Source organism: Leclercia sp. UBA5958, assembly GCF_002430365.1.
GTDB lineage: Bacteria > Pseudomonadota > Gammaproteobacteria > Enterobacterales > Enterobacteriaceae > Enterobacter > Enterobacter pneumoniae.
In genome coordinates this window covers 215,011-235,612 of sequence record NZ_DJCE01000012.1, presented here as the reverse complement: position 1 = coordinate 235,612, position 20,602 = coordinate 215,011, and the positions used below count along the sequence as shown (strand labels likewise).

Sequence of the window (20,602 nt, the reverse complement as noted above, 5' to 3'; positions counted from 1 at the left end):
CGCGGCCCGGACCCAAACAGGCCATTAAACGAGCCCAATGGGGTAGACTGTTAGGCTTATTGATCACTTCATTGTCGTATTACAGGGAACAGAGCATGCAGAACCGCCTGACCATCAAAGACATCGCGCGCTTAAGCGGCGTGGGCAAATCGACCGTTTCACGCGTGCTGAATAACGAAAGCGGTGTCAGCCAGCGTACCCGTGAACGCGTCGAGGCGGTGATGGAACAGCATGGCTTCTCCCCTTCTCGTTCCGCGCGCGCCATGCGTGGGCAGAGCGATAAAGTGGTGGCGATCATCGTCACGCGTCTCGACTCTCTCTCGGAAAACCTGGCGGTGCAGACCATGCTGCCGGCCTTTTATGAGCAGGGTTACGACCCCATCATGATGGAGAGTAAGTTCTCGCCGCAGATGGTGGAAGAGCACCTCGGCATGCTGCAGCGCCGCAATATCGACGGTGTGGTACTGTTTGGTTTTTCCGGCATAGAAGAGCAGATGCTCGCGCCGTGGCAATCCTCGCTGGTGCTGATGGCGCGCGATGCCGCCGGGTTTGCCTCGGTCTGTTATGACGACGAAGGGGCGATCCTGATGCTGATGCAGCGCCTGTATGAGGGCGGTCATCGCCACATTAGCTATCTGGGGGTGCCGCACAGCGATATCACCACCGGCCAGCGCCGGTATGACGCTTATCTCTCCTTCTGTAAAAAACGGGCGTTGCCTGCCGTGGCCTCGCTGCCGGGGCTGAGCATGAAGCAGGGCTATGACCAGGTGGCCGCCGTGCTTACGCCGCAAACCACCGCCCTGGTCTGCGCCACCGATACCCTGGCGCTGGGGGCGAGTAAGTACTTACAAGAGCAGCGCATCGATAACCTGCAGCTGGCCAGCGTGGGCAATACCCCCTTGATGAAGTTCCTGCACCCGGAGATCATCACCGTCGATCCCGGCTACGCCGAATCGGGTCGTCAGGCCGCCTTACAGCTGATCGAGCAGATCACCGGCCGCAGCGAACCCCGACGAATTACCATTCCCGCCACCCTCTCCTGATCCCTTCCGTTACGGTTTATTGTGATCTTCGCCGGGTTTCGGGAACGTTCCCGTTTCCGTGCGTCTGCTTAAAGAGTAGCCTTGCGTGCAGTTCCTTCCCTACACCTGTGTCATGAGGCTTCATGATGAGTAAAGTAAAACAAGACGATATTGATCAACTGATCGTACTGGTTGGTGGACGTGAAAACATCGCCACCGTCAGCCACTGTATTACCCGCCTGCGCTTCGTGCTGAACGATCCGGCCAAAGCCAACCCCAAGGCCATTGAAGAGTTGTCGATGGTGAAAGGGTGCTTTACCAATGCCGGGCAGTTCCAGGTCGTGATTGGTACCGAGGTGGGCGATTACTACAAAGCCCTGCTCGCCACGACCGGCCACGCGTCAGCGGATAAAGAGCAGGCCAAAAAAGCGGCGCGACAGAATATGAAGTGGCATGAACAGCTCATTTCACATTTCGCCGAAATCTTCTTCCCGCTGCTGCCTGCGTTGATCAGCGGCGGCTTGATTCTGGGCTTCCGCAACGTGATTGGCGATGTGCCGATGAGCGACGGCAAGACCCTGGTGCAGATCTACCCGACGCTGCAAAGCATCAATGACTTTCTGTGGTTGATCGGCGAAGCCATCTTCTTCTATCTGCCGGTGGGCATCTGCTGGTCGGCGGTGCGCAAGATGGGGGGGACGCCCATTCTGGGGATCGTGCTGGGCATCACGCTGGTCTCTCCGCAGTTAATGAACGCTTACTTACTGGGTCAGCAGGTGCCGGAAGTCTGGAACTTCGGCCTGTTCACCATCGCTAAAGTGGGCTATCAGGCGCAGGTGATCCCGGCACTGCTGGCTGGTCTGGCGCTGGGCATGATTGAAGCCCGTTTAAAACGCATGGTGCCCGATTACCTCTATCTGGTGGTGGTGCCGGTCACGTCGTTGATTCTGGCGGTCTTCCTCGCGCATGCCTTTATCGGCCCGTTTGGCCGGATGATCGGCGACGGCGTCGCCTGGGCGATGCGTCACCTGATGATCGGCAGCTTCGCGCCGGTGGGCGCCGCGCTGTTTGGCTTCTTGTATGCACCGCTGGTTATTACCGGCGTGCACCAGACCACCCTCGCTATTGATATGCAGATGATTCAAAGCATGGGCGGTACCCCGATGTGGCCGCTGATTGCCCTGTCGAACATCGCACAGGCTTCGGCAGTGACCGGCATTATTCTGGTGAGCCGCAAACATAACGAACGCGAAATCTCGGTTCCGGCGGCCATCTCTGCCTATCTGGGGGTCACTGAACCGGCGATGTACGGCATCAACCTCAAGTACCGCTTCCCAATGCTGTGCGCCATGATCGGCTCAGGTCTGGCGGCGCTGCTGTGCGGCCTGAACGGCGTGATGGCGAACGGCATCGGCGTGGGCGGGCTGCCGGGTATCCTCTCCATTCAGCCAGACTTCTGGCAGGTGTTCGCGCTGGCGATGGCGGTGGCCATTATCGTGCCAATGGCGTTAACCACCGTGATGTATCAGCGCAAGTTCCGTCAAGGCACGCTGCAGATTATTTAACTCTTTTCGGGGCGCCCTTGCGCCCCTTCGCATTTGCAGGAACGTATTATGACTACCCTTCCCCACTGGTGGCAAAACGGCGTTATCTACCAGATCTATCCAAAAAGCTTCCAGGACACCACCGGCTCCGGCACCGGCGACCTGCGCGGGGTGACGCAGCGTCTCGACTATCTGCAAACGCTGGGCGTTGATGCCATCTGGCTCACCCCGTTTTATATCTCCCCGCAGGTGGATAACGGCTACGACGTGGCGAACTATACCGCCATCGACCCGACTTACGGCACGCTGGATGATTTTGATGAGCTGGTCGCCGGCGCCCACGCCCGCGGCATTCGCATCGTGCTGGATATGGTCTTCAATCACACCTCCACGCAGCACGCCTGGTTTCGCGAGTCGCTCAACAAAGCGAGTCCGTACCGACAGTTTTATATCTGGCGCGACGGCACCCCGGATCAGCTCCCCAATAACTGGCGCTCTAAATTTGGCGGCAATGCCTGGCGCTGGCATACGGAGAGCGAGCAGTACTACCTGCATCTGTTTGCCCCTGAGCAGGCCGATCTCAACTGGGAAAATCCGGCGGTGCGTAACGAGCTAAAAAAAGTCTGCGCGTTCTGGGCCGATCGCGGCGTGGACGGGCTGCGCCTCGACGTCATTAACCTGGTGTCGAAGGACCAGGCCTTCCCGGACGACGAGCTGGGCGATGGGCGTCGTTTCTATACCGACGGGCCGCGCATTCATGATTACTTGCAGGAGATGAGCCGCGACGTCTTTACGCCGCGTAACCTGATGACGGTGGGTGAGATGTCATCCACCACGCTGGAGCACTGCCAGCAGTATGCCGCGCTGGACGGGCGCGAGCTGTCCATGACCTTTAATTTCCACCACCTGAAGGTGGATTATCCCAACGGCGAGAAGTGGACCCTGGCACAACCCGATTACGTGGCGCTCAAAGCCCTCTTCCGCCACTGGCAGCAGGGGATGCACAACCGGGCGTGGAATGCGCTGTTCTGGTGTAACCACGATCAGCCGCGCATCGTCTCCCGCTTTGGCGACGAGGGCGAGTATCGCGTCCCGGCGGCGAAGATGCTGGCGATGGTGCTGCACGGTATGCAGGGCACGCCATACATCTACCAGGGTGAAGAGATTGGGATGACCAACCCGCACTTTACCCGCATTACCGACTATCGCGACGTAGAGAGCCACAATATGTTTGCCGGGCTGCGCACCGCCGGACACGATGCGGACGCGCTGCTGGCGATTCTGGCGAGCAAATCCCGCGACAATAGCCGAACCCCGATGCAGTGGGATGCCAGCCTCAATGGGGGCTTTACCGGGGGCGAACCCTGGATTGCCCTGTGCGATAACACCCGCGACATCAACGTGCAGGCGGCGCTTAACGATCCCGATTCGGTGTTTTATACCTACCAGCGGCTTATCGCCCTGCGCAAAGCGATGCCAGTGTTGACCTGGGGCGATTATCAGGACCTGCTGCCCGAACATCCCTCCCTCTGGTGTTATCGCCGTCAGTGGCAGGGGGAAACATTAATGGTGGTCGCCAACCTGAGCCGGACATGCCAGTCCTGGCAGCCCGAGGCCGCAGAGGGGGAATGGCAGACGGTGATAAGCAACTATAGCGAAACGGCCAGCCATCCTGCTGCCATGACGCTGCGCCCGTTTGAAGCGGTATGGTGGCTGCAGTCATAAACCAGAAGGCCGGGCGTAATAATTACCCCGGCTTATTATGCTGTTTTTGTTGAATATTTAATCAGCTTTATTCTCTGCATATTTACAATCGTCCTAACGCCCGCCATTTGTACGCTCGTCTTTTTGCTTTGTCCTGAATCAAATAAATCGCAAACATGTTTGATGCAAATCACTATATGTAGCACTTAAAATGCACGCCAACCCAACATCTTGTATTAGGCGTCTACGCTTTCAACAACAAGATGACAAGAAATTGTGGATAACAACTGTGGGTAACGCGGGAAGTCGCTGGGCCCTGTGCCATTGCGCCCAGTGCATACTTCTCCACCTCTGTGGATAACCGGTAGTTATAAATAGATAAAATGGAGTGATCATGACACCGCATGTGATGAAACGTGATGGCTGTAAAGTGCCGTTCAAATCAGAGCGCATTCAGGAAGCTATTCTGCGTGCAGCTAAAGCAGCGGGAGTCGATGACGCAGATTATTGCGCCACCGTCGCAGACGTCGTTTGTAACCAGATGAACGGCCGCAGCCAGGTCGATATCAATGAGATTCAGACGGCGGTGGAAAACCAGCTGATGTCCGGCCCTTATAAGCAGCTGGCGCGCGCTTACATCGAGTATCGCCACGACCGTGATATCCAGCGCGAGAAGCGTGGCCGCCTGAACCAGGAGATCCGTGGCCTGGTGGAGCAGACCAACCCGGCCCTGCTGAACGAAAACGCCAACAAAGACAGCAAAGTGATCCCCACTCAGCGCGATCTGCTGGCCGGGATCGTGGCCAAACACTATGCCCGTCAGCACCTGCTGCCGCGTGACGTGGTGCAGGCGCATGAGCGCGGCGAGATCCACTATCACGATCTCGATTACTCCCCCTTCTTCCCGATGTTTAACTGCATGTTGATCGATCTGAAAGGGATGCTGACCCAGGGCTTCAAGATGGGCAATGCCGAGATTGAGCCGCCAAAATCCATCTCTACCGCCACCGCTGTCACCGCACAGATCATCGCCCAGGTGGCCAGCCATATTTACGGCGGTACCACCATCAACCGCATTGACGAAGTGCTGGCCCCGTTCGTAACGGCAAGCTTTGAGAAGCACCGCAAAGTCGCCCAGGAGTGGCAGATCCCGGATGCAGAGGGCTACGCGCACTCCCGCACCGAGAAAGAGTGCTACGACGCCTTCCAGTCGCTGGAATATGAGGTGAACACCCTGCACACCGCTAACGGTCAGACGCCGTTTGTCACCTTCGGATTTGGTCTCGGCACCAGCTGGGAGTCGCGCCTGATCCAGCAGTCAATTCTGCGTAACCGCATCTCGGGCCTTGGCAAGAACCGCAAAACGGCGGTGTTTCCGAAGCTGGTCTTCGCCATTCGCGACGGCCTGAACCATAAGTTTGGCGATCCCAACTACGATATCAAACAGCTGGCGCTTGAATGCGCGAGTAAGCGTATGTACCCGGACATCCTCAACTACGACCAGGTCGTTAAGGTTACCGGCTCGTTCAAAACGCCAATGGGCTGCCGCAGCTTCCTTGGCGTGTACGAAGATGAAAACGGCGAGCAGATCCACGACGGGCGTAACAACCTGGGCGTGATTAGCCTTAATCTACCGCGCATCGCGCTGGAGGCGAAGGGTAATGAAGCGGCGTTCTGGTCGTTGCTGGAGAGCCGTTTGACCCTGGCGCGTAAGGCCCTGATGACCCGTATCGCCCGTCTGGAAGGGGTAAAAGCCCGTGTCGCCCCCATTCTCTATATGGAAGGGGCATGCGGCGTGCGCCTGAAAGCGGATGACGACGTCGCGGAGATCTTCAAAAACGGCCGTGCCTCTATTTCGCTGGGCTATATCGGCATTCATGAAACCATTAACGCGCTGTTTGGCGACAAGCACATGTATGACAGCGAGGCCCTGCGCGCCAAAGGGGTCGCGATTGTGCAGCGTCTGCGCGACGCGGTTGACCAGTGGAAAGACGAAACCGGCTACGGATTTAGCCTCTACAGCACCCCAAGCGAAAACCTCTGCGATCGCTTCTGCCGCCTGGATACCGCGGAGTTTGGCGTGGTCGACGGCGTAACTGATAAAGGTTATTACACCAACAGCTTCCACCTTGACGTGGAGAAGAAGGTGAACCCGTACGACAAGATCGACTTCGAAGCGGCCTACCCGCCCGTCGCCAACGGCGGCTTCATCTGCTACGGCGAGTACCCGAACATTCAGCACAACCTGAAGGCGCTGGAAGACGTGTGGGATTACAGCTATCAGCATGTGCCCTATTACGGTACTAACACGCCAATCGACGAGTGCTATGAGTGCGGCTTTACCGGTGAGTTTGAGTGCACCAGCAAAGGCTTCACCTGCCCGAAATGCGGTAACCACGATGCCGCCCGGGTGTCCGTCACCCGCCGTGTGTGTGGCTATCTTGGCAGCCCGGATGCGCGTCCGTTCAACGCCGGGAAGCAGGAAGAGGTGAAGCGCCGCGTGAAGCATTTGGGGAATGGGCAGCTCGGTTGAGTTTTTACCGGGTTCTCCCCCTCACCCTACCCCTCTCCCTCAAGGGAGAGGGAACCGATCGAGCACGTTGTTATGCCTGTCGCCGGTTTTCTCCCTCTCCCTGTGGGAGAGGGCCGGGGTGAGGGCATCAGGTTAAACCTATGAATTATCATCAGTACTACCCCGTCGACATCGTCAACGGCCCCGGCACCCGCTGCACGCTCTTTGTGGCAGGCTGCGTTCACGAATGCCCCGGCTGTTACAACAAAAGCACCTGGCGTCTGAACTCAGGCATGCCGTTTACGGCAGAGATGGAAGATCGGATCATCAAGGATCTGAACGACACGCGCATTCACCGTCAGGGGATCTCCCTCTCCGGCGGTGACCCCCTTCACCCGCAGAATGTGCCAGAGATCCTGAAGCTGGTGAAGCGAATCCGCCGCGAGTGCAGCGGCAAAGACATCTGGGTCTGGACGGGCTATAAGCTGGATGAGCTGAACAACGCCCAGCGGGAAGTGGTAGATCTAATTAACGTGCTGGTGGACGGCAAATTTGTGCAGGATTTAAAAGACCCGTCGCTGATCTGGCGCGGCAGCAGCAACCAGGTCGTTCATCATCTGCGTTAAAAGCGGCTCAGGCACTCCACCGCCACCGTTTTAAATGCCGCAAAATCACCGCAGCCGCACAGCCGCGCCATCGCCCGCTCGCGTAAAAAGGTGACGAAAATATCGTAGATCGCCATCGCCTCTTCGTACTCGCTTTTGCTAATGGCCAGCAGGAAGATAACGTGCGCGGTTTCATCCCCCCACTGGATCCCCTGCGGGGCCAGCACCGTATAGACCACGGTCTTTTGCGCCAGCAGACCCAGCGAGTGCGGCAGCGCTATGCCATCGCCCAGCATGGTGCTGACGATGGCTTCACGTTCAATCACCGAGTCGAGAAATTCGCTGTTTACAAAGCCTTCTGACTGAAGCTGTTCACACAGCTGGCGGAACAGCGTCTGCTGGTCGATGGGCTGGTCAATAATGCGGAAATGAGCGGCGTCGAAATACTTCTCCAGCATCCACGGGCGGGTGCGGTCCACGAGCACCAGCTTGCCAATCTGCTCCAGTTGATAATCGGTCGGAAAGGGGGCGATCTGCACCACCGGCTTGGCTTTTTCGCTGATACGCGCGGTAGAGATAACAAAGTCTTCGGCGATGGCCTCACTCTGCTCGTACTCGCGCAGCGTCACGGTGCGGGTCACCTCCACCTGCGGGTATTTGCGCTGCAGCACCGCTTCGATCATTCGCACCATCGCGTTACCGGCATCACACACCAGCAGCACCCGCGGCTGGCGCTGGTAGCCGATATTGTAGTGACGCTCCAGCCCCACGCCGATATGCAGCACCAGAAAACCAATTTCGTTTTCGCTGATGACATAGGGGGTATATTTGCCCCAGCTCGACACGGCAGCCAGAGTCATATCCCAGGCCATCGGGTAGTGCTGTTTGATGTTATCCAGCAGCGGGTTGGGGATCATGATCTGATAACGCACCCGGGTGATCATGGTCTTGATGTGCGTGAGCAGATCCGCATGCAGCTGGGCATCGCTGAGCAGGTTGTAGTTATAATGGGTGTTGATATAACCCAGAATATAGTTAACCAGCGCTTCGTCGTCGTCGGCATTAATGGCGCTGGGGGCGATATCCTGGATCTGACGCGCGGCAAGGTGCACGCAGAGCCAGTTCTCTTCGGAGGGGGCCAGCGCTTTATCCGCCAGAAGCGCTATCGCCGCGGCAATATCCTTTGCGGCATCCCGCACGTTCTCTTCCACATCTTCCGCGCTGAACTCCGGCAGCGGGTAGCCTTCGCTGATGCGACGTACCGACACCGCGCAGTAGAGGCGGACAAACAGCTCCCCCTCATCGGTAAGGCGGATGTGATGGCGGGTCAGCGTATCGTGGAGTACGGCCACCAGCTGTTCCGGAACGCCCGCGTTCAACGCCACCTCGGTGACCAGCGGATTCAGGCCGTCCTGCTGCGCCAGTTCCCACAGCAAATCGGTCAGGCAGGCGCGAATGGACATCTCGCTGCCAAACAGCTTCATACCGTGGCGCGGACGCGTCTCCAGCGTCAAGTTATAGCGGGTAAACCATTCCCGAACTTCAACCATGTCACTTTGCAGGGTGGCACGGCTGATAAACCACTCGTCAGCCAAATCTTCCAGCTTGAGGGAAAAAGCCGAGGTAAGAAAACGCACCACCAGGTAGTGCACCCGCTCCGGCCCGGTTCGCGGAATACGCAGCGCGCGCGGGTGAGATGACTGCAGTTGCTGATAGCGCTCGGCGTCGTCAATTTTGAGTTGATAGCCATTGCCACGGCTCAGAATAAACTGCGCGCCGTGGCTCGCCAGCAGCGCGTTCAGGGCGGTGATATCAGCACGGACGGTTCGCGTGGAGACCGACAGCCGCTGCGCCAGTTCGTCCTGCGGCAGCGTCTCGTTTTGCAACAGGTCGAAAAGTTGCGCTAAACGTTGGTTCGGGAATCGCACGGGGATGTCCTCTTACAGCTTAAGGTGAAATGACCATCTGGGATGGGCTGCCGACCGGGGTATAGTCCGGCTCGAAGCGGAGCTTGCCGTCCTGCGCCACGCGAAAACGGGTAATGTTATCGCTGCGCTGATTCATGACGTACAGCCAGCGTCCCTGCTTATCAAGCGTGAGGGTGCGCGGATAATCACCCCGCGTCCAGACGTCGTCCCGGTGCGTCAGCGTGCCATCGGCTGTTACGGTAAAGTGCCCGATGCTGTTATGCAATCGGTTAGCCACGTAGAGCTGCTTTCCATCAGCACTTAATACCAGCCCGGCGGCAAAACTGGTGCCTTTGTAACTTTCCGGCAGGGCGGAGAGGGTTTTGCCCTCTTTGAGCTGGCCGTTGCTGTTCAGCGCATAATGGGTCAGCGTCGAGGCCTCTTCGTTAATCAGCCACAGGGCATCGCCTTTTGGCGTGAAGACGAAGTGGCGCGGCCCGGCCCCTTTCGAGGAGGCGTTAATGAACGGCGGATCGTTGGGCGTCAGCTTGCCGGTTTGCTCGTCAAAACGGTACTGGTAGATCCGATCCAGCCCCAGATCGGTGGAGAACACGAACTTCCCGCTCGGATCGGCGGCGATCATGTGCGCATGGGGACCATTGTGATCGCTAATGGCGAAGCTGCCTTCCACTGCCGCCTCGGGTTTGGCCGCACCGGGTTCACCGCTATCCTGGTGGGTATCCGTGGCCTCACCCAGGCTGCCGTCCGCCTTCACCGGTAAAACGGCGATTGACCCGCTCACGTAGTTCGCCACCAGCAGATGCTGACCGTTCGGCGTCAGAGCGAGATAGACCGGCCCCGCGCCGCCGGAAGCCACCTGATTTAACTCGCTCAGATCGCCGTTATCACCGATGCGCAGCGCCTGCACTACCCCCTGCTCCACCTCGCTTGCCAGATAGAGCGTTTTGCCGTCGTGCGAGACGGTCAGCTGCGCGGCGTTCGGCAGCTTGCTCACCAGCGTTTTGTTCGCGAGCGCGCCGGTTTGCGGGTCGAGGGTAAAGCGGTACAGCCCTTCACCGTTCGGGTTGTAGGTTCCCACCCAGGCGTACTGCGTCTGGGCGACGGCGGTAGTAGCGAGTAACGAGAGTGAAGCGACGAGCAGGTTGCGGGTGTGCATGGTGGCTCCTTTGGGTTTGTGCGGTTTGTTTCCCCTCACCCCGGCCCTCTCCCAAAGGGAGAGGGGGTAAAGGTTCCCTCTCCCTTTGGGAGAGGGTTAGGGTGAGGGGCAGTTTTTATTTCACCAGCTTCTTCGTCATCTCCAGCAGCGTGCGCACATCTTCCGGGCGCGTATCGCCGCTGGCTTTATCGATAATCGAACTGTAAATATGCGGAATGATCTTGCTCACGCCCGCGTCCAGAGCAATCTGCAGGATCGCCTCAAAGTTTTCCAGATCAATGCCGCCGGTCGGCTCGAGCCAGAAGTCGTGACGGGCGCAGGCTTGCGCCACCGCGGTGTACTCATCGCGGCACTTCAGACCGCCCATCGGGAAGTATTTGATGGAGCTGCCGCCGAAATCTTTCAGCAGGGCAATGGCGGTTTCAACCGGGACGATCCCGTCCGGTGCCGCGCTGCTCAGCGGGCCGGTGGAGATCTTGACCATGCCGACGGTGCCGGTTGGCGAGACCAGGCCGTTCACCACGGACTCGCTCTGCCCCAGCAGCGCACGGCTGGTGGCGACGCCGGTAAAGACCTGATTAACGTGCTGCGGCTGCACCTGACGGGAGATTTCGCTCACCATTGCAGACTGGTTCGGATCGCCCGCCCCCAGCCCCACGGAAAGCGCGTTATCGATAAGCGCGGCATACTCGCGCATGTCGGCAACCGCGCTGTCTACGTCCGGATAATTTTTGGAGAGCACGCCCACCAGAACGTGGCCTTCCGCCGCCTCGTAGATGGCGCTGGCGTTGGCTTTGGAGCCTGCCAGCACGTTGAGGCAGACGCGGTCACGGTAAAAATTGGGGGTCAGTTTCATGCGTTTTTCTCCTGTCCTACTACTTCGCTAATGCGGCGGTACACAATATTCAGCTGGTCAGCATTCACGCTGCGCACGTCCGCCTCGATAATCCCTTCGTTGGCCTTGTAACCACGGAAGTAGATGGCGTATTCGCCCTGTTTCAGGGCGTGCACAAGGTCACCGGTGCCGACGCCGGTAATGGCTTCGTCAAACTTAATTTCTGCGCGGGCGATATCACGTCCGGCGCTGTCCCAGACTACGCGCGCCGTGACGCCGTTCAGGGTGTTGAGCGCATCGATAAACGGCATCATCTTCGCCACCATCTCCGCCCCGCTCTCTTTCGTCGCCGTCAGGTAGTGTTCGATGGCGCAGGTCAGGCCGAGGATCCCCTCTTTACCCACCTTCATGGCGCGGCCAATGCCCGCCGTCTGTCGTTTCACCCACTCGACGTACTGGGTTTTGCCGATCACCAGGCCGCTGGTCGGGCCTTCGATTGCCTTCGCGCCGCTGTAGATCACCAGGTCCGCGCCGGAGCGGTAATAGACATGCAGATCTTCTTCCGCGGCGGCATCAACGATCAGCGGCAGATCGTGTTTACGGGCGACCACCGCCGCCTGCTCGACGCTGAGCATACTTTTCTGCACGCAGTGGTGAGATTTAATATAGAGGATCGCCGCCGTACGCGGGGTGATCGCCGCTGCCAGCTGATCGGCGGAGCACTCGTTCGCGTAGCCGGCTTCCACCAGCTTGCCGCCGCCCAGCGCTACCATGGTGCCGACCGGCGCGCCGAAGTTGACGTTATGCCCTTTCGGCAGGACAATTTCATTGTTCTCAATCGGGGTGATGTGTAGATTTTCCAGCAGCCAGTCGCTCTCTTTGACCAGCACCGCCGCCACGGATTGCGCGATACCCGCCGAGGCGCAGGAAACCACCGTCGCCCCTTCCACGTCCAGCAGCTTTGCGATGTACTCCCCGGTTTTGTTCACCAGGTCTTTCATTTCGAAGTACTGATTCATGCCGTCCATCGCCGCCTGCACCACCTCCGGGCGCGGCGTGGAGACACCCAGCGCCGTCATACGGCCAGAGGTGTTGATAACCTGCTTTAAATTGTACTTTTCAAAAATCGAAGGCATGTTCCGTGCTCCCTTGTTCGGTCATGTAGCCCTTGCCCGCGCGGATAGCGGCAAGCGGCACCAGAATATGTTCAGCCTGCAGGCTGTCGTTTTCAGCATCGGTCAACAGCGTCGGCTGACGTTTAACGGTGAAGAGCGTCAGGTCGGCGTCGAGACCCGGTTCAATCCGCCCTTTGCGCGTCAGGCGCAGGCCGTCGGCGGCGTTTTCGGTCACGCAGGCGATCACCTGCGGCAGCGACATGCCGATGGCGAGGAATTTCGACATCACGCTCGCCAGTGAGCCTACCGGGCCGTTGATGCGGTTGCGGCAGTAGATATCCGAGCTGATGGTGTGCGGCAGAATGCCCATCGCGATGGCGCGTTTCGCCACTTCAAAGCTAAAGCTCGCCGTGCCGTGGCCGACGTCGAGTCGCACGCCGCGCTTCAGGGCGGAGGTGATAGACGCGCGCAGCTCGCCAGAGGGGGTCAGAATGCGGTTCGGCTTGCCGTTGTAGCAGTGGGTAATGATATCGCCGCTGCTCAGCAGTTCGGCAATTTCATCGAGGTTCGGCGGGTTGTTGCCGATGTGCACCATCAGCGGCAGATCGCCGTTCTCTTTCTGAATGGCTTTCGCGCGCTCCAGCGGCGTAATGCCGTTGTCGCCCACCACGCTGCTGCTCATGCGCGCTTTCAGACCAACGATAAAATCGGGGTGGCGTGTTACCGCCTGCTTTACCGCCCCGGTGTCGATATTCGCCATATTGGCGAGCTCATTCTGGGCGATCAGCCCAACGCGGGAGATGTTCAGCAGGGCAAAGACCTCGGTTGTGGCCTTGCGGGTAATCGCGTAGAAATCGTCAACGTCGTCGGCCCCGGTACTGCCTGCGTCTACCACCGAGGTGACGCCGGTGGCGATGCCGACGCTGTCCGGCTCGTCGTGGTAAATGGGGGAGTTCGGGTAGCAGTGAACGTGAGAATCGATCCAGCCGGCGCTGACAAACACATCGCCGTTCAGCTCGACTGTTTTACGTGCGGGAGCGTCAATTTCGCCCAGCGCCGCGATTTTCCCGTCCTGAATGGCGATATCGGTCAGGGTATCGTCGGTAAGGCGCGCACGGCGCAGGAGTAAATCAAACATGCGTATCTCCTGAAGGAGCGGGCGCCGAAGCGCCCGCGGGTATTAAAGGGCGACCGGGAACAGCCAGCCCAACAGCATCGCACCGAGGATGGCGCCGCCAGTAATCGGCTTCTGCCAGATGTAAAACAGCAGTGCGCCCAGCAGTGAACCCACGCCAATCGGAATGGAGGCGGTCATGGCGCTAAGAATGATCAAGGGTCCGAGGAAGCGGCCAGAGGCGTTACCCGCGCCCATCATCACGTCTGCGCCGTAGGTGGAGTTGCTCTGGTTGATGGTGAACTTACGCGCCAGAATGATGACGTAGCCAATCGCCAGGCCAATCACCAGACCGGTTATCAGGGCGGCGATAAAGTTGGTCACCGGGAACATAATCCCCGCGCCCAGCAGCAGCGCCGGTACACCCAGGCCTACGCCGGTCTGGATCGCCCCGCCGATATCCAGAATACCGACCAGCGACCCTTCAATGATGCGCGCGAACAGGAAGCTGGCGCCGAACGCGGCAACCGCGCCGTACACGCCGGTATCCATTCCCGCTTTCAGCATCGCCACGAAGGCCACTTCGTTAAAGGCGCCGATGCCGTACAGATAGTACATGTGCGTCCCGGCGAAGACGCCGGAGGAGAGCAGGCCAACAAAGATCGGGAACGACCAGTCGGCATACCAAAAACCTTTATTCTGTTCCATATCGAGGCTCCTGTTATTTACCGCTGAGCGAGTTGTGGATCATGTCGAGCCAGTTCGGCACGGTCAGATGGAAGGATTCGATCATCTTCATGTCGAAGCCGCGGAAGAAGCCGCTCAGCACAAACAGCAGAACGATAGCCACCATCATCACCTTGGTGACGTGGTTCCAGCCGCTCTCTTCCACGCCTTTACCAATCAGGATGCCCAGCACCAGACCCGGTACGGCGTTACCCATAATCAGCTGCGCTGCGCCGCCAAACACGGTGGCCCAGAAGCCCGATTTTTTACCCGCGTCGATGGCCGCCAGCCAGAAGATCACCGGCATCACGGTGTTCACCAGCAGGTTGGCCGCAGGGACCAGCACCTTCACGGCGGTGACCTGAAGCGCGGCGGGAACGGAAGAGGCGGTCAGGTTAAGGAAGGTCACGACGAGCATGCCGATCACGCCGCAGGCAATCGCCATTTTGCGTGGGTCGTGCAGCGTTTCGCCGACGTTACGGTTTTTGATCATCAGCGCAGCCGCGCCCCAGTTCGGGATGATGCGATGGTCAACGTCCTGCGTGAAGGAGCCTGCTGCGACGGAAGAGGCCCAGGCGTTAAAGAAGAAGCCTAACCCAAAGGAGAAGTGAGACGCCGGATCTCCTTCACAGGAGTTCAGTTCCCCCAACGTACGAAACGCGCCCATACCCTGTGTGGTAGGCGCATGAAACATGCGTGCAGCCCCGGCGCCTACGCCGACGCCAACCAGGCCGCCGATGATGAGCGATTTTATTAAAATTATCAGGAACATTAGTCTGCCCTATTAGTAAGAATCAGCGTTGCGTGACAAAGTCCACCTGGTCCAGATTGATGGCAGTCACGTTGACGGTCACATCCAGCTCCACGCTGTAGGTGCGTCTTTCCCGGCGCAGAAAGAAGAACAGAAACGCCTCTTTCCGCACCGCTTCTTGCGCCTGAACAACCTGCACGTCCTGTGGCTCAATACGCAGTAAGATATGCGGCGATGCTTTCATCACCGCGGCCTGAACGTGGTTCAGCGCGTCGGCAAAGGCGCGCGCTTTGGCCTCGCCCTTGCCTTTCACTCTCACCGTGGTGGTGAATTGCTCTTTCATGTTTATGCGCCGTGCTTCTTCTGCCACGCCTGAACCAGACGCTCGCCCAGCTCTTCTTTATCCATAAAGCCAAAGCCCAGTACGTTGCAGCCTTCGTTGATGGCGGTCACGCCCTCTTCCACGGAACGCATGCCGTATTTCGCTTTGTAGCCATATTTGGTCTGCGCGGTGATCGCACCTGCGCCGCCGCTGCCGCAGAAAGAGATCCCGAAGGTCGCGTTTTCCGCTTTCATGACGTCGCCCAGCTTCATATCCGCCGCAACGCCCGGTACAACCACTGCACGACCGCCCGCTTTCTCTACACCTGCCGCCACTTTCTGGCCTTTACCCAGACGATCGCCAATAACCACAGTAATTTGTTCCATTGTGTTGCTCCTTAAAGGTTGTCTTTCGCGACTTCGAAATGAACGGAGAGCAGCCAGGCCTCTTCATCAGGAAGGTTGCCAAACTGCGCTACCACTTCACGGGCAAGCCGCATTGAATCAGGTGAAATTTCATCAAACAGGTCCGCTTCGACCTCCGGCAAAGGTTCGCCGGTCACTGACCGGTGCGCCATGGCGCGAACGTGGGAGGTCAGCATCTGCTTTTGCACGTCATTGGGGATGATGGTGTGGCGGCCAAGCAGGGCAAAAACCTGCTCTAGCATGGTGTCAGCGAGCTGTTCAGTTTTCGCTGCCTGGTCCTCAACGTCGTTCATTACCGCTCCGTTTATCACTCGTCTTACCCCGTTAATGGCTCTGGAATAAAACTAACGTTGCAGGTGGAGAGTTTGTAGCGAGTTGTTTTCCACTTCGAAGTGGAAAGGCGGGCGGCACCAGTGATCTGTGCCACAGAAATGGGTGAACTGGAGATAAAACCCGGGTTTTACGTGATGTGCATCACGCTATTCAGCGGGAGATAACGGAAAGCGAAGTGGAAAAGTTTACGAGCAGCCTCGTAGAAATGTGACGCAGATAAGGTTTTCTTATGGGGATGGGATAGAGTGGCTGCGGGTGCTTGAGACTGACCGTCTCAGGCAAGAGACGGAAAGTGGAAAGCCCCGCCTGACATAAAATCAGGGCGGGGGCCCGAAACATTACGCCTCACCACGTGACGTTTGCTACCTCGCCCGCATAAAAGCAAGGAGGCATCCATGAAACGCAGAGACCCCATTATCAGGGCTCTGATGATTATTTCTTTGACAATAATCATCTTAACACTGGCAACGAGGAAAACATTGTGCGAGATCGGTTTTCGTAACGGATCTTTCGAGGTGGTAGCGCGACTGGATTGTCGCTCCGGTAAGTAAGGAGCAAGCATGCGGAGGCGTTTCGCGCGCCTCCGCACACGGGGAGAAGACGTACAGCTCAGGCACCCATTTAACGGAATTTTTTGTGGTTCTCGTTGCGGGTGGCAGCAAACGCATCCGCAGCGGCCCGCGCCTCTTTCACTTTGCCTTCGTTAGCCAGTTTCAGTGCACCATCGATCTGACCGACCAGCGTCTCAAGACCCTGACGGTAATCTTTCATCTCTGCGCTATCGGGAGCTTTGTCTTCCAGCTTTGGCGGTGTCGCTTTCTGCGAATCGACCGCGGCGGCGCGCATCTTCGTTAATGCGGCTTTCATTTCATCCGCATTATCGGTTTTTTGCACCACTTTCAGATTTTCAGCGAGGGTATCCATGTTGTCTTCCAGATCGGCTGCGAAGACAGATGAACTCAACACCAGCGATGATGCCGCCAGGATAGCTAACAGGTTTTTACGCATTGCTCACTTCCTTTTTTTTGTTATTAAAAAAGCGCGCCGGGCGCGCTTGTTTTACTCACCAGCAATTTTCATCTCTGGTAACAGTACTGAACCACACTGAATATTGCTGCGTGTTTCGATATCGTTTCCGATCGTGACCATGTTGCGCCACATATCTTTTAGATTTCCGGCGATGGTAATTTCGCTCACCGGGTACTGAATCTCGCCGTTTTCCACCCAGAAACCGGCCGCGCCACGGGAGTAATCACCGGTAATACCGCTGACGCCCTGCCCCATCAGCTCGGTGACCACCAGCCCGGTGCCCATCTCTTTCAGCATCTGCTCGAAGCTCAGCCCCTGCCCTTCAATGCGCCAGTTATGAATGCCGCCTGCATGGCCGGTGCTTTTCAGCCCGAGTTTACGTGCCGAGTAGCTGGTGAGCAGCCACTGGGTGAGAATCCCCTCTTTGATGATATCGCGGCGTTCTGTGCGTACCCCTTCACTGTCGAACGGCGTTGAGGCCAGTCCTTTCAGCAAGTGTGGATGCTCTTCAATGGTGAGCCACTCCGGCAGGATCTGTTTGCCCAGCGAATCGAGGAGGAAAGTGGATTTGCGGTAGACCGCACCGCCGGCGATCGCCCCCACCAGGTGACCAAACAGACCGGTGGCGACTTCGTTGGCGAAGATCACCGGCGCTTTCATGGTAGAGAGTTTACGCGGCGCCAGGCGAGACAGCGTGCGGCGAGCGCACTCTTCACCGACCCATTCCGGCGTCTGTAAATCGCCGAAAGCCCGGCCAATGGTGTAGGCGTAGTCGCGCTCCATGTCGCCATTCTCTTCGGCAATCACGCAGCTCGACAGGGAGTGACGCGTCGAGCTATAGCCCTGCATCATGCCGTGGCTGTTGCCGAAAACTTTAATGCCGTAGTGGCTGTTAAAGCTGCCGCCTTCAGTATTGGTGATGCGTTTATCGGCTTTCAGCGAGGCCTGTTCGGCGCGGGCTGCCAGTTCGATCGCTTCGTCTGGCGAAATTTCTGCCGGGTGGAAGAGATCGAGATCCGGTGCATCAAAGGCCAGCAACTCTTTATCCGCGACGCCGGCGAAAGGATCCGGCGAAGTGTAGCGGGCAATATCCAGCGCTGCCTGAACGGTACGGGCGATGGCGTCCGGACTCAGGTCGGTAGAGGAGGCGCTGCCTTTGCGGTTTTGATGATATACGGTGATGCCCAGCGCACCATCGCTATTAAATTCAACGTTTTCCACTTCACCATAGCGGGTGCTTACGCTGATGCCGGTGGTTTTGCTGACGGCGACTTCTGCCCCGTCGGATTTCCCTGAAGCCAGCTCCAGCGCCGTGGATACTGCGTCTTCCAGTGCTTTACGCTGCGCTGCAACTTGTGAGATCACTTTCATCGTAAATGCCATAATGTAAGGTGTAGTTAGCTGAAGTCTAACAGAGAACCGTTTCTCAGTACGCGTCTTAACTGGTAACATTAGCCTCTTTTTTTAAGGAGCCTGACATGACTAAGCAGCCCGACGACTGGCTCGACGACGTTCCCGGTGATGACATCGAAGACGAAGATGATGAGATCATCTGGGTCAGTAAAAGTGAAATTAAACGCGACGCCGAAGAGTTAAAACAGCTTGGCGCAGAAATGGTTGATCTGGGTAAGAACGCGCTGGATAAGATCCCGCTCGACCCGGACCTGCGTGCCGCCATTGAACTGGCACAAAAAATCAAAAAAGAAGGCCGTCGCCGCCAGCTGCAGCTGATTGGCAAAATGTTGCGCCAGCGCGACGTTGATCCTATCCGCCAGGCTCTTGATAAGCTGAAAAACCGCCACAACCAGCAGGTTGCCCTGTTCCATAAACTGGAGCAGATACGCGATCGTTTGATTGAACAAGGTGATGACGCGGTACCGGAAGTTCTGAACCTGTGGCCGGAGGCGGATCGCCAGCAGTTGCGCTCGCTGATCCGTAACGCGAAGAAAGAGAAAGAAGGGAATAAGCCGCCGAAGTCTGCGCGTCTGATTTTTCAGTATCTGCGCGAGCTGGCCGAAAACGAAGAGTGATAAGCATTAAAGCGGTGCAGGCGTTTCCTGTACCGCTTTATTCACTGACTTAATTCACCTTTGCAATAAGACGATACAGCCGAATAATACAGAAATTGCGTCGACCATATTTCAGTAAACAGTCACTATCAGTGCTGGCGAGAATTAACCCCTGACCATACATTAAGAAACCCAGGCAATTTTTTTCATGTAATCTTTTATGGCTGGGAAATTAACTGAAGGATGAGAATAACAAGGCACCGATTATTACTTCTTATTCTGAGATGTAAAATAATATTAGCGTGCTTTACCATCCAATAAATGCACTCTGTTGACCATTATAAATATAAGAACTGCTGATATAAACCCTCTATCTCCACACTTCACATTCATATTTCATACGTGAAATAAAATCACACTCCTTCTCATCACTTCCATTCGTTGCTAACATTTTTTCGGCAAATTACGGGGTTTATTAAAATACGCGCTGTAATTTGTGTTTCACTCAGGATGAAATCAATTATCAATGGAGATAAATAATGCGTGAACTTAACATCATGGAAATGCAGGTCGTTAGCGCCGCCGCAGGTGAATTAACCGCTGACCAGCGTTTCGAAGGGGCTGTCTGGGGTTTTTTTGATGGCATTTCCACTGGCGTGGCCGTAGGCGGGAAGGTCAGCGGTGCGGGTGGATTAGTCATAGGCGGTATCAACCAGGCCGTCAGTGCAGTCATTGGTGTCGTTTGCGGCGCACTGTTTGGTGCTGTCGGTGGATTTATGGTGGGTCGCGAAGCTATCGCTGAGACCTGCCATGACTATCGCGCGACCTTTGGTCCTGCAAGTCAGGCATTTGGTACTATTTAAGCGCGTCTCGTGTTTCAGTGCACGGGGTCATCCCCGTGCATCTGGTTATCGTTGTAAATACATCCCATTAAATAAATATAACCCCCCCCCAATTCATACTCATATTTCATATATGAAGCAACACGCACTCTCTTCTCATTCAATGTATTAGTTGTTAATCTTTTTTCCGCAAATTACTGGGCCAACTAAAAATGCTTTGTGATTTGTTTTTCACTCAGGAATAAATCAATTATCAATGGAGATAGAAAATGCGTGAACTTAATATTATCGAAATGCAGGTTGTTAGCGCCGCCGCAGGTGAATTAACCGCTGAACAGCGTTTCGAAGGGGCTGTCTGGGGTATTTTTGACGGCATTTCCACTGGCGTGGCCGTTGGTGGGAAAGTCAGTGGTGCCGGTGGATTACTTGTGGGGGGCATCAACCAGGCGGTAACCGCGGTCATTGGTGTCGTCTGCGGCGCACTGTTTGGCGCTGTGGGTGGATTTATGATGGGCCGTGAAGTCATTGCCGATACGCTGCATGACTATCGCGCAACCTTTGGTCCGGCGGGTCAGGCATTTGGCTCAATTTAAGTCATTTATGATGACCCTGCCTGAGGCAGGGTCATTT

Annotated in this window: 21 protein-coding genes; 9 read left to right on the top strand and 12 right to left on the bottom strand. The window is 56.9% G+C overall.

Annotation, left to right across the window (positions count from 1 at the left end; genetic code table 11):
- The first annotated feature begins 95 nt into the window (after positions 1 to 95).
- From treR to nrdG, 5 genes are all read left to right on the top strand, one after another.
- Positions 96 to 1,043 (top strand): trehalose operon repressor TreR, encoded by a 948-nt coding sequence (gene treR / locus B2Q93_RS19435; RefSeq protein ID WP_286934110.1) that lies wholly within the window; start codon positions 96 to 98, stop codon positions 1,041 to 1,043.
- A gap of 125 nt (positions 1,044 to 1,168) precedes the next feature.
- Positions 1,169 to 2,587 carry a PTS trehalose transporter subunit IIBC gene (gene treB / locus B2Q93_RS19430; protein ID WP_286934420.1) on the top strand — a complete coding sequence of 473 codons (1,419 nt, stop codon included), beginning with the start codon at positions 1,169 to 1,171 and terminating at the stop codon, positions 2,585 to 2,587.
- 48 nt (positions 2,588 to 2,635) lie between these two features.
- Entirely contained in the window at positions 2,636 to 4,291 is a 1,656-nt protein-coding gene (gene treC / locus B2Q93_RS19425) for an alpha,alpha-phosphotrehalase (protein WP_286934109.1), read from the top strand.
- Positions 4,292 to 4,664: 373 nt separating this feature from the next.
- Positions 4,665 to 6,803, top strand: coding sequence for an anaerobic ribonucleoside-triphosphate reductase (nrdD, locus tag B2Q93_RS19420; protein ID WP_286934107.1), 2,139 nt, complete (start codon positions 4,665 to 4,667; stop codon positions 6,801 to 6,803).
- Positions 6,804 to 6,943: 140 nt separating this feature from the next.
- Positions 6,944 to 7,408, top strand: coding sequence for an anaerobic ribonucleoside-triphosphate reductase-activating protein (nrdG, locus tag B2Q93_RS19415; protein WP_286934105.1), 465 nt, complete (start codon positions 6,944 to 6,946; stop codon positions 7,406 to 7,408).
- On the opposite strand, the gene B2Q93_RS19410 is transcribed toward nrdG, so the two are convergent.
- The 10 genes from B2Q93_RS19410 to B2Q93_RS19365 all read right to left on the bottom strand — a co-directional run bounded on the left by B2Q93_RS19410 (position 7,405) and on the right by B2Q93_RS19365 (position 16,070).
- Positions 7,405 to 9,315 (bottom strand): BglG family transcription antiterminator, encoded by a 1,911-nt coding sequence (locus B2Q93_RS19410; RefSeq protein WP_040077433.1) that lies wholly within the window; start codon positions 9,313 to 9,315, stop codon positions 7,405 to 7,407. The two genes, nrdG and B2Q93_RS19410, sit on opposite strands and share 4 nt — an antisense overlap.
- A gap of 19 nt (positions 9,316 to 9,334) precedes the next feature.
- A complete protein-coding gene (locus tag B2Q93_RS19405) occupies positions 9,335 to 10,471 on the bottom strand; it encodes a lactonase family protein (RefSeq protein WP_286934104.1) in 1,137 nt (378 codons plus the stop codon).
- Between the two features lie 115 nt (positions 10,472 to 10,586).
- Positions 10,587 to 11,327, bottom strand: a complete 741-nt coding sequence (gene dagF / locus B2Q93_RS19400; RefSeq protein WP_286934103.1) for a 2-dehydro-3-deoxy-phosphogluconate aldolase — start codon at positions 11,325 to 11,327, stop codon at positions 10,587 to 10,589.
- On the bottom strand, positions 11,324 to 12,442 hold the full coding sequence (locus tag B2Q93_RS19395; protein ID WP_286934101.1) for a DgaE family pyridoxal phosphate-dependent ammonia lyase: 1,119 nt from the start codon (positions 12,440 to 12,442) through the stop codon (positions 11,324 to 11,326). Before B2Q93_RS19395 ends, dagF begins: the two co-directional genes overlap by 4 nt.
- Complete coding sequence (locus tag B2Q93_RS19390; RefSeq protein WP_286934100.1) at positions 12,426 to 13,559, bottom strand: amidohydrolase/deacetylase family metallohydrolase; 1,134 nt, start codon at positions 13,557 to 13,559, stop codon at positions 12,426 to 12,428. Before B2Q93_RS19390 ends, B2Q93_RS19395 begins: the two co-directional genes overlap by 17 nt.
- Positions 13,560 to 13,601: 42 nt before the next feature.
- Entirely contained in the window at positions 13,602 to 14,243 is a 642-nt protein-coding gene (locus B2Q93_RS19385; RefSeq protein WP_006179056.1) for a DUF4310 family protein, read from the bottom strand.
- Between the two features lie 13 nt (positions 14,244 to 14,256).
- Positions 14,257 to 15,033 carry a DUF4311 domain-containing protein gene (locus tag B2Q93_RS19380; RefSeq protein WP_040077439.1) on the bottom strand — a complete coding sequence of 259 codons (777 nt, stop codon included), beginning with the start codon at positions 15,031 to 15,033 and terminating at the stop codon, positions 14,257 to 14,259.
- A 22-nt stretch (positions 15,034 to 15,055) separates the two neighbouring features.
- Positions 15,056 to 15,355: a DUF4312 family protein gene (locus tag B2Q93_RS19375; protein ID WP_040077441.1), complete on the bottom strand. Its 300-nt coding sequence runs from the start codon at positions 15,353 to 15,355 to the stop codon at positions 15,056 to 15,058.
- Between the two features lie 2 nt (positions 15,356 to 15,357).
- Positions 15,358 to 15,720: an SFCGS family glycine-rich protein gene (locus tag B2Q93_RS19370; protein ID WP_002437459.1), complete on the bottom strand. Its 363-nt coding sequence runs from the start codon at positions 15,718 to 15,720 to the stop codon at positions 15,358 to 15,360.
- Positions 15,721 to 15,731: 11 nt separating this feature from the next.
- Entirely contained in the window at positions 15,732 to 16,070 is a 339-nt protein-coding gene (locus B2Q93_RS19365; RefSeq protein ID WP_154298914.1) for a PRD domain-containing protein, read from the bottom strand.
- A gap of 417 nt (positions 16,071 to 16,487) precedes the next feature.
- Here B2Q93_RS19365 and B2Q93_RS19360 point away from each other — a divergent pair, with 417 nt between their 5' ends.
- Positions 16,488 to 16,643 (top strand): Hok/Gef family protein, encoded by a 156-nt coding sequence (locus tag B2Q93_RS19360; protein ID WP_040077445.1) that lies wholly within the window; start codon positions 16,488 to 16,490, stop codon positions 16,641 to 16,643.
- A gap of 70 nt (positions 16,644 to 16,713) precedes the next feature.
- Here B2Q93_RS19360 and cybC read toward each other — a convergent pair whose 3' ends face one another.
- Both cybC and pmbA read right to left on the bottom strand, forming a co-directional pair.
- Complete coding sequence (cybC, locus tag B2Q93_RS19355; RefSeq protein ID WP_040077446.1) at positions 16,714 to 17,100, bottom strand: cytochrome b562; 387 nt, start codon at positions 17,098 to 17,100, stop codon at positions 16,714 to 16,716.
- 51 nt (positions 17,101 to 17,151) lie between these two features.
- A complete protein-coding gene (pmbA, locus tag B2Q93_RS19350; RefSeq protein ID WP_040077447.1) occupies positions 17,152 to 18,504 on the bottom strand; it encodes a metalloprotease PmbA in 1,353 nt (450 codons plus the stop codon).
- Positions 18,505 to 18,599: 95 nt separating this feature from the next.
- Between pmbA and yjgA the strand changes: the two genes are divergently transcribed.
- The 3 genes from yjgA to B2Q93_RS19335 all read left to right on the top strand — a co-directional run bounded on the left by yjgA (position 18,600) and on the right by B2Q93_RS19335 (position 20,565).
- Entirely contained in the window at positions 18,600 to 19,151 is a 552-nt protein-coding gene (gene yjgA / locus B2Q93_RS19345) for a ribosome biogenesis factor YjgA (RefSeq protein ID WP_040077448.1), read from the top strand.
- 518 nt (positions 19,152 to 19,669) lie between these two features.
- Positions 19,670 to 19,993: a hypothetical protein gene (locus B2Q93_RS19340; RefSeq protein WP_052953290.1), complete on the top strand. Its 324-nt coding sequence runs from the start codon at positions 19,670 to 19,672 to the stop codon at positions 19,991 to 19,993.
- 248 nt (positions 19,994 to 20,241) lie between these two features.
- Positions 20,242 to 20,565 (top strand): hypothetical protein, encoded by a 324-nt coding sequence (locus B2Q93_RS19335; RefSeq protein ID WP_052953289.1) that lies wholly within the window; start codon positions 20,242 to 20,244, stop codon positions 20,563 to 20,565.
- Positions 20,566 to 20,602: the final 37 nt, after the last annotated feature.

What these genes read in the sequence shown, in the direction of transcription:
- treR (WP_286934110.1), top strand. Translation starts at nt 96, where the DNA reads ATGCAGAACCGCCTGACCATCAAAGACATCGCGCGCTTAAGCGGCGTG.
- treB (WP_286934420.1), top strand. Translation starts at nt 1,169, where the DNA reads ATGAGTAAAGTAAAACAAGACGATATTGATCAACTGATCGTACTGGTT.
- treC (WP_286934109.1), top strand. Translation starts at nt 2,636, where the DNA reads ATGACTACCCTTCCCCACTGGTGGCAAAACGGCGTTATCTACCAGATC.
- nrdD (WP_286934107.1), top strand. Translation starts at nt 4,665, where the DNA reads ATGACACCGCATGTGATGAAACGTGATGGCTGTAAAGTGCCGTTCAAA.
- nrdG (WP_286934105.1), top strand. Translation starts at nt 6,944, where the DNA reads ATGAATTATCATCAGTACTACCCCGTCGACATCGTCAACGGCCCCGGC.
- B2Q93_RS19405 (WP_286934104.1), bottom strand. Translation starts at nt 10,471, where the DNA reads ATGCACACCCGCAACCTGCTCGTCGCTTCACTCTCGTTACTCGCTACT.
- dagF (WP_286934103.1), bottom strand. Translation starts at nt 11,327, where the DNA reads ATGAAACTGACCCCCAATTTTTACCGTGACCGCGTCTGCCTCAACGTG.
- B2Q93_RS19395 (WP_286934101.1), bottom strand. Translation starts at nt 12,442, where the DNA reads ATGCCTTCGATTTTTGAAAAGTACAATTTAAAGCAGGTTATCAACACC.
- B2Q93_RS19390 (WP_286934100.1), bottom strand. Translation starts at nt 13,559, where the DNA reads ATGTTTGATTTACTCCTGCGCCGTGCGCGCCTTACCGACGATACCCTG.
- B2Q93_RS19385 (WP_006179056.1), bottom strand. Translation starts at nt 14,243, where the DNA reads ATGGAACAGAATAAAGGTTTTTGGTATGCCGACTGGTCGTTCCCGATC.
- B2Q93_RS19380 (WP_040077439.1), bottom strand. Translation starts at nt 15,033, where the DNA reads ATGTTCCTGATAATTTTAATAAAATCGCTCATCATCGGCGGCCTGGTT.
- B2Q93_RS19375 (WP_040077441.1), bottom strand. Translation starts at nt 15,355, where the DNA reads ATGAAAGAGCAATTCACCACCACGGTGAGAGTGAAAGGCAAGGGCGAG.
- B2Q93_RS19370 (WP_002437459.1), bottom strand. Translation starts at nt 15,720, where the DNA reads ATGGAACAAATTACTGTGGTTATTGGCGATCGTCTGGGTAAAGGCCAG.
- B2Q93_RS19360 (WP_040077445.1), top strand. Translation starts at nt 16,488, where the DNA reads ATGAAACGCAGAGACCCCATTATCAGGGCTCTGATGATTATTTCTTTG.
- cybC (WP_040077446.1), bottom strand. Translation starts at nt 17,100, where the DNA reads ATGCGTAAAAACCTGTTAGCTATCCTGGCGGCATCATCGCTGGTGTTG.
- pmbA (WP_040077447.1), bottom strand. Translation starts at nt 18,504, where the DNA reads ATGGCATTTACGATGAAAGTGATCTCACAAGTTGCAGCGCAGCGTAAA.
- yjgA (WP_040077448.1), top strand. Translation starts at nt 18,600, where the DNA reads ATGACTAAGCAGCCCGACGACTGGCTCGACGACGTTCCCGGTGATGAC.
- B2Q93_RS19340 (WP_052953290.1), top strand. Translation starts at nt 19,670, where the DNA reads ATGCGTGAACTTAACATCATGGAAATGCAGGTCGTTAGCGCCGCCGCA.
- B2Q93_RS19335 (WP_052953289.1), top strand. Translation starts at nt 20,242, where the DNA reads ATGCGTGAACTTAATATTATCGAAATGCAGGTTGTTAGCGCCGCCGCA.